This window comes from uncultured Acetobacterium sp., assembly GCF_927416815.1.
In the GTDB taxonomy this organism is placed as follows: Bacteria; Bacillota; Clostridia; order Eubacteriales; family Eubacteriaceae; genus Acetobacterium.
The window spans coordinates 1-5,912 of sequence record NZ_CAKMJU010000114.1; the positions used below are offsets into that span (position 1 = coordinate 1).

Annotated in this window: 8 protein-coding genes; 4 read left to right on the plus strand and 4 right to left on the minus strand. The window is 38.2% G+C overall.

Annotation, left to right across the window (positions count from 1 at the left end; translation table 11 throughout):
- A partial coding sequence (locus QZ998_RS14295; RefSeq protein WP_296561408.1) for an IS3 family transposase occupies positions 1–112 on the plus strand: 112 nt, incomplete at its 5' end.
- Positions 113–712: 600 nt separating this feature from the next.
- On the opposite strand, the gene QZ998_RS14300 is transcribed toward QZ998_RS14295, so the two are convergent.
- Complete coding sequence (locus QZ998_RS14300) at positions 713–1,309, minus strand: TetR/AcrR family transcriptional regulator (protein WP_296561517.1); 597 nt, start codon at positions 1,307–1,309, stop codon at positions 713–715.
- A 167-nt stretch (positions 1,310–1,476) separates the two neighbouring features.
- Here QZ998_RS14300 and QZ998_RS14305 point away from each other — a divergent pair, with 167 nt between their 5' ends.
- The 3 genes from QZ998_RS14305 to QZ998_RS14315 all read left to right on the plus strand — a co-directional run bounded on the left by QZ998_RS14305 (position 1,477) and on the right by QZ998_RS14315 (position 3,521).
- Positions 1,477–2,121 carry a TetR/AcrR family transcriptional regulator gene (locus tag QZ998_RS14305; protein ID WP_296561518.1) on the plus strand — a complete coding sequence of 215 codons (645 nt, stop codon included), beginning with the start codon at positions 1,477–1,479 and terminating at the stop codon, positions 2,119–2,121.
- On the plus strand, positions 2,114–2,512 hold the full coding sequence (locus QZ998_RS14310; protein ID WP_296561519.1) for an FMN-binding protein: 399 nt from the start codon (positions 2,114–2,116) through the stop codon (positions 2,510–2,512). The genes QZ998_RS14305 and QZ998_RS14310 overlap by 8 nt, the downstream gene beginning before the upstream one ends.
- A gap of 430 nt (positions 2,513–2,942) precedes the next feature.
- Positions 2,943–3,521 (plus strand): YbhB/YbcL family Raf kinase inhibitor-like protein, encoded by a 579-nt coding sequence (locus QZ998_RS14315; RefSeq protein WP_296561520.1) that lies wholly within the window; start codon positions 2,943–2,945, stop codon positions 3,519–3,521.
- 274 nt (positions 3,522–3,795) lie between these two features.
- Here the strand turns inward: QZ998_RS14315 and QZ998_RS14320 are convergent, their stop codons facing one another.
- From QZ998_RS14320 to QZ998_RS14330, 3 genes are all read right to left on the minus strand, one after another.
- On the minus strand, positions 3,796–4,665 hold the full coding sequence (locus QZ998_RS14320; protein WP_296561521.1) for an NmrA family NAD(P)-binding protein: 870 nt from the start codon (positions 4,663–4,665) through the stop codon (positions 3,796–3,798).
- A complete protein-coding gene (locus QZ998_RS14325; protein WP_296561522.1) occupies positions 4,662–5,087 on the minus strand; it encodes a MarR family transcriptional regulator in 426 nt (141 codons plus the stop codon). Before QZ998_RS14325 ends, QZ998_RS14320 begins: the two co-directional genes overlap by 4 nt.
- A 110-nt stretch (positions 5,088–5,197) precedes the next feature.
- Positions 5,198–5,518, minus strand: a complete 321-nt coding sequence (locus tag QZ998_RS14330; protein ID WP_296561523.1) for a TetR-like C-terminal domain-containing protein — start codon at positions 5,516–5,518, stop codon at positions 5,198–5,200.
- Between the last annotated feature and the right edge of the window lie 394 nt (positions 5,519–5,912).

The following is a 5,912-nucleotide window of genomic DNA, read 5'->3' on the forward strand; positions in this document are numbered from 1 at the left end:
AACATTGGAATATCAATTATTTGACTATGTCCATTGGTTTAATAATGATCGGATTCATGGCTCATTGGGCTATCTTTCACCAGTCGATTATAAGTGTATGATGTCCGCGTAATTTTTGTCCAAAAAAGGGTTGCCTATCCACTGTTTGAATTTTTTTGATTCGATGCTCAATTTACTTAGCTGTTGTATGGTCGCCTGGTTTTCTGCCATCTTGCTAATACTTCCTTTATTATCAATTTTAAATCGCTTCTTAAGTGTTGCTTATTGATTGATACCGCAATATCCTAACAACTGGTTTGAGCTCCATAGCATGGTAATTTTTGATCAAGTCAAACGCTCACATACTTGCTTCCTGCCGTTCGGTCGCTTCGATATTATACGCTATATAAATATTACCTGTCCACCGTAAATTTCTGGCACCTGTCATTTTTTGTTCAGTCAGCCGCTTTTTTTGATAATATTTTCTTAATATTATCCAACAGTTGTGAATAAAATTACTTTATTCTAAAAAAAGAGGCAAGCGCTCTTTATAAAGCCCTTACCCCTAATATTCTTTGTCTGTTATTCAATTCCGATAAAACCAAACGACCAGACTATTCTTTTTTGATTTGCTTTTAGTTTGGTGTTTGACTTGCTTTTGGATTAAATTTTGAACTTTTAATATTTTTATTACTCCATGTGTATTGCCACTTTTAAGTTGCAAATTTTCAAATTACGCCTTGACTTTTATAAAGCGACTCTCAACCCCACCCCAAAAAACAAACCAAACATCTTCAGCAAACTTTGGGATATCGCAGTCCCCGTGGTATATCATGGTTACGTCTAAGGTACCGTGAAGCATTGCCATAAATGAACAAACAATCGGATAACAATATGCTTCTGCCCCAGGATTATCACCAAGCGCCTTCTCGACAATCTCTTTTACTCGGTTTTCTAATTGCAGTTCATGTTCTTTTATAGAAGACTGGGCTCTTTTAATCACATTTGCGGTCTCATTGAGTAGCAACCATTTCCAAAATCTCAACCTAGTTTTATCACTATAGTAACCGACAACTGACATATAAATCGTTTTTAATTGCTCTGCCGGACTAAGATGATCCAACTCGTAAAACTCCACCTGTTTTTCATAAAAATACTTATCGACGTGGATATTGATTACTTCGAAATAAAGTTCCTCTTTACTTTCAAAATAATTATAAATCGACTGTTTTTTGATGCCCGCTGCTGCTGCAATTTCAGTCAATGGGATGTTGTATCCTTTCTCGGCAAATTTTTGGTATGCTACTTCTAATATCAGCTCTTTCCGCATGAATTATCTCCTTTAAATTGACTAACCCTCTTGTAATATTATACATTATAAATTATAAATTACTAATTATAAATTCAACTTTTTATTTGTTCAAAAACAGCTTGATTAATGATCCGTTAATCGTTATAATTAAACCCTGAGTTTAATTAATGAAACGGAGGTTTGATATGGGTCGACGAAAAAAAGAATTAACTGATTTTCACAGAGAGAGTATCATAAAAATTGCGGAAACCCTCTTTGAAAAAAATGGTGTCGAGAGTACGTCAATGAATGACATCGCAAGGGAAGCCGAATACAGCAAGGCAACCTTGTATGTCTATTTTAAAAACAAAGAAGAAATTGTCAATTGTATTATCTTGAAAAGCATGAAAATGCTTTATGATCGGATTCAAGCGTCAACACAAACAGAGAATGACCTGTTAGCTCGGTATTATGGCATCTGTCATGAATTGACTGCTTATTGCGATACCTATCCATTATATTTTCAGACCTTGACTCAAGAAATCAACGTCGATATAAACAATCCCGATACCCCACCAGTATTTCAAGAAATATTTGAAGTGGGTGAGGAAATCAATGGTCTGATCGATATCTTTTTTAGGGATGGGATAAACCAAGGTGTTTTTCGTTCTGATATCAAAATCCCTGAAACCGTGTTTCTTTTCTGGGCTAGTTTGTCAGGAATCATCCTGATGGCCAGCAAAAAAAAGAACTATCTTGAGCAGTACATGAATACAACAAAACAAGATTTTTTGAAATACAGCTTTGATACGCTAATTAATTCAATCCTGAAGGAGAAAATAAATGTCTAAACTAAAAACGATCGTTTTACCGTTGATCATCGCGATTCTTGTTATTGGCTGCTTTTTTGGGGCATCCTACCTCAGTGATGTCAACAATTATAAAAAAGCGATTGCTGAAATTGCAATTGCCGAAATCGATCTCTCTCAAATCCCTGATGGTGTTTATGATGGCTCATATGATGTCGGTATGATCTCGGCAGAGGTTGAAGTTGTTGTATCTCATAGCTCAATTAAGACGATCAGCCTGATTGAGCATAAAAACGACCGTGGCTCTTCCGCTGAGGTAATTACTGACACCATTGTTGCGCAACAAAAAATCGATGTTGACACTGTTTCAGGCGCTACCAATTCCAGCCAGGTGATCAAAAAAGCCGTTGCCGTGGCGCTGTTGCAAAAATAATTTGCGATACTTACTGTTCGAACTTGTGCGAGTGTCTCCGAAATATAGACTTTTTTTGTTATTATTCGAACAATTAAATCAAATAGGCGCTAAAAGATCTTCGCTGCCACGCATTAAATATTTCTCCAGAAGTAAGGTTCAATAAAAATGCGAATTTCTAGAACTCTGGCAACTAAGCAGCCATCTTATCAATCGAGCGCGCTCAAAACATGCACTCTGGAAAATCAAATTTAAGATTACTTTAAGATGCCGTTATGCCCCCTGTCAGAATGGATTGCGATAATGCTTGTATGCTAAGACATGCTACCTAAGTCACATACGGAAAACTAGAAACCTAGAAACGAACTTGCCCTCAAATTAATCGTTGACCGCTTGTGTTGCTGCATGTTATCTGCGTATAGCAATCCCAATATTGAAAGGAATCCTATCCATGAAAAAATTATTTCTATTCGGCTTAATTCTGTTATCCTCCATCCTTATTTTTACCGGTTGTATCAACAGTGGTGATTTTAAAGATCCTGATCTCGAGGTTCCATCGATTTCAGTCACATCATCATCAATCGTCGATGGCAAGTTATTGACGGCCACCGCTGCTGCTAGAAAACCCAATGATCCTATTGGCTTAAACCAAAGTCCTGCTTTGAGCTGGGAGGCAGTTGAAGGTGCCAGCTACTATACCCTATGCCTGTTTGACGAAGATGCTAATTGGCTTCACTGGTTTGTGACAGACATAACCGCTACATCAATCGAACAGGGCGCTTACACCGCCCCAAGTCAATACATAGGTCCCTACCCACCTCAGTCCGGCGGCAAACATACCTATCGAATCGAAGTATTCGCCATAAAAAAACAGCCTAACGATACCATCGGTAAATTAGATGGCCAGAATTCTTACGCTGGTCTTGTCAATCATCTCAACCAGGTTGGTGGACACTCTGATAACATTATTGCCCGAGGCCATCTTACCGCAACCTATGAAAATGGTGATTATAACGTAATCCCGAAATGAACTAATTAGCAGAAACTAATAGTTCCATCTTTACTGTGAACATTATATAAAGCTCACGGTATTTTCACAGACTAAAAAAATAATTAAAAAATGAAAATGAGGATGAAGATTTTCCTCATAATTAGTCTTCATGTAAGAAAATGCATCGCTGATTCCCGCTGCTGATCTCAGCAGCATCGGAATTATGTAACCGAAGCACCCGCTTTAACAACAGAATATTCTGTTGTTATTCACAAAGTATCACTATTGATTTAAAAAGCAATCTCCTGATCGTTTAGTTATCATTATCTTTCATGAAAGCACCAATATTAGCTTTTGCAAAATCTTCAAATGTCCGAGGGTTTTTTCCGGTTAATTTAAAAAATTCATTGGTGATTGTTTTAGCCGTACCGAGTCTGGTCATGATATACAACATGACCGTAACATTGACATAGTTTTTATCAAGCCCACGACTCTTGATATAGTAACTTCGATATTTTAACAGGCCTAGTTTGACGTATGTTATTTTTCGGTTAGTCAATTTACTTAGCACATCTGCGACCTGGAAATAGTCTAACGCTTCCGGTCCGCTGATTGTGTGTGCCGTATTTTTGAATTGATCGGGATCATGAAGGATTGTTGCGCTGGCTAGTCCGATATCAGCGGCATCAATAAAACTCGTTCTGCTTTTCCCTGCCGGGATAAAAATTATATCTTTGTCCCTGATTTCCAAAGCATGTATACCGGAAATATTTTGCATGAAAAAGCCAGGTCTGATGTGAGCAAATGGAATACCGACACTTTCGATAAATTTTTCAATTTTATAATGTGGTGGGATGGTGTTTTTCTCGATCCCCATTAAAGATAAAAAAGTGATTAACGTGATTGGATATTCTTGAGTTGCTTTAATAAATGGATACAAATCTTCTGGTTTGCCGAGATGTGGCGGTCGCATTAAAAAAATTCGATCAACCCCAGTTAATGCTTTTTTATATGTTTCCGGTCGCGTAAAATCAAACGCCACCGTGGTCACATTGCTACCAAATAGCTGATCCAGTTTTTGTCTATTTGTACCTGCTGCAACAACATCTTCGCCCATTTTTAATAGTTCATTTACCACATAATTGCCAACATTTCCTGAGGCTCCGGTAACCAGTATCTTCATCTATTGTCCTCTTCTAATATGCAATTTGCAATTTCCATCAATTCGACTAATTGACCAAACTCATCCGCACCCATTCTTTCTTTCAATAATTCAACGGCTTTAAAATACTCAATCGACGTCGACTCAACCAGATTCTTTCCTTTTTCGGTTATCACAAGTGTATAACTTCGCTTATCAGCGATCGAGCTTTCCTTTATTAAAAAGCCTTGCTTCGTTAATGATTTGACCATTGAACTGACCGAAGGTTTGGAGATGTTAAAAAATTGGCTGACCATCAGCGGCGTTACGGCACGACTTTGCTTTTGAGTGTATATCAGCACACCCATTTCGCTCGATCTGATGGGAAGATCCCGCTTTGAGTTCATATGCAGTCTGCAAAACATCCCGATTACATCCGCACTATTTATAAGATCAACATTCATTTGCGCCTCCATGTAGTTAACTTACCTAACTATATGGTACAATTACTTTATCGCTTTGTCAATCATTTTCAATGAGCATGTGCAGATCCGTTCAATGCCATCTTTGCAGATCATTGCCTTTTATAACGCTGCAATTGTCTGGTGACGCCTTGTTCCGTTAATTTTTTGATCAATTCATGCAATTGATCCGAAGGCAGTTTATCAGTCTGCCGGTACCAGTAACTCATCATACCAATCCTCGCCGATAGGGTATATTGGACAACATAGCCCAATTCTTGTTGATTAACCGTCGGTTTATTGGCGAATTCCTGGATTATTATTGGTTTAATTGCTTTTTTTAGTTTGCTTGCAAAAGCTGGGTCGCCACCATCGCCAAGCAACACGGTATAGTATTTGCTGTTCTTTTCATAAAGCTCAAGAAACGTGTTCATAGGCATGCCGCGCATGTTCGAACCGATTGTAATTGATGGCAGCTCGTCCAGGGTGGGGATTAACGAATCTTCAATATGTTCCAGTACATCATTACACGTCTTTAAAATATTGATAGAATGTGCCCCGGTTATAGCCGACTTTATTAGTAATGTCCTTACTGGTAATTTTTTCACCGCAACTCAACTAGATAACCGCTAATTGATGCACTCTATGAAAGGGAAGAAAGAATCAATGTTATCTCTATTGGTTAAAAATCGGGTAGGAGGCTGACCATTAATTGATCAGCCGACCTCCCACACCACCGTACGTACCGTTCGGTATACGGCGGTTCCAGAGTTTACACAGTTACTTGCAGATAATAATCATAAAAATTGGGATATCCTGCCCGCTTGA

Coding starts and splice junctions, on each gene's coding strand:
- QZ998_RS14325 (WP_296561522.1), bottom strand. CDS start 5,087: ATGAATGTTGATCTTATAAATAGTGCGGATGTAATCGGGATGTTTTGC.
- QZ998_RS14310 (WP_296561519.1), top strand. CDS start 2,114: ATGTCTAAACTAAAAACGATCGTTTTACCGTTGATCATCGCGATTCTT.
- QZ998_RS14305 (WP_296561518.1), top strand. CDS start 1,477: ATGGGTCGACGAAAAAAAGAATTAACTGATTTTCACAGAGAGAGTATC.
- QZ998_RS14330 (WP_296561523.1), bottom strand. CDS start 5,518: ATGAACACGTTTCTTGAGCTTTATGAAAAGAACAGCAAATACTATACC.
- QZ998_RS14300 (WP_296561517.1), bottom strand. CDS start 1,309: ATGCGGAAAGAGCTGATATTAGAAGTAGCATACCAAAAATTTGCCGAG.
- QZ998_RS14315 (WP_296561520.1), top strand. CDS start 2,943: ATGAAAAAATTATTTCTATTCGGCTTAATTCTGTTATCCTCCATCCTT.
- QZ998_RS14320 (WP_296561521.1), bottom strand. CDS start 4,665: ATGAAGATACTGGTTACCGGAGCCTCAGGAAATGTTGGCAATTATGTG.